Raw genomic sequence first — 677 nt, forward strand, 5'->3', positions numbered from 1 at the left:
CACAACGGTTCGTATAAGAATAGTTGCGGGTTTACGTGCGAGGATTTTCCGAAGGAAAATCAGAAGCTAGCAAACAAGCAACTAACTTTGGTTTAGCTAAAACTAGCAATTTTTTATATACTTTGTTGTAGCCTGTGCGTTTTTTATTTTAGTCATATTCAATAGGAAGAAACTCTTTTTCAGCTACTCTATCATAATCGCAAGGATTGTCTATAAATCTAAAATCTTTTTCGAAATCTTTTTTTGTCATCATCATTTTTCCTTTTCTTGGGTAATTTGGATTATTCTTAGGTGTTAATTCCCATTTTAAAAGGTATAATTTCTTGTCAAAATCAATAACTTTAATAAGTGACTTCATCGAATAAAATTCTTGAGTACCTGAAAATTCGATTTCATTTGATGAATTCAATATTTTGATGGAATCAATCTTTAATGTGTCAGGCGTTTCTTGACTTAAATCGTAAATAGCAATATCTTTATTGATGGTAACGGATTTATTAATTCCATTACAAGGATCATAAATCAGATATCCTTTGCTATCTCTTTCTAATTTAACCCAGGTTCCAAAAAGCTCTGAATTTTTATTCCAATTATTATTTGTTTTTCTTGAACAAGAAAATATTAAAATTAGAAATATTATTATTGAAATAGTTTTTTTCATAGCATTGGCTACAACG

The 677-nt window shown here is 28.8% G+C and carries 1 protein-coding gene; it reads right to left on the reverse strand.

Annotated elements, in window-relative coordinates:
• Positions 1–148: 148 nt before the first annotated feature.
• The coding region (locus IEW94_RS16805) for a hypothetical protein (protein ID WP_229669566.1) at positions 149–677 on the reverse strand (529 nt) is incomplete at its 5' end.

The sequence above is a fragment of the Yeosuana aromativorans genome (assembly GCF_014646655.1).
Taxonomy (GTDB): Bacteria; Bacteroidota; Bacteroidia; order Flavobacteriales; family Flavobacteriaceae; genus Yeosuana; species Yeosuana aromativorans.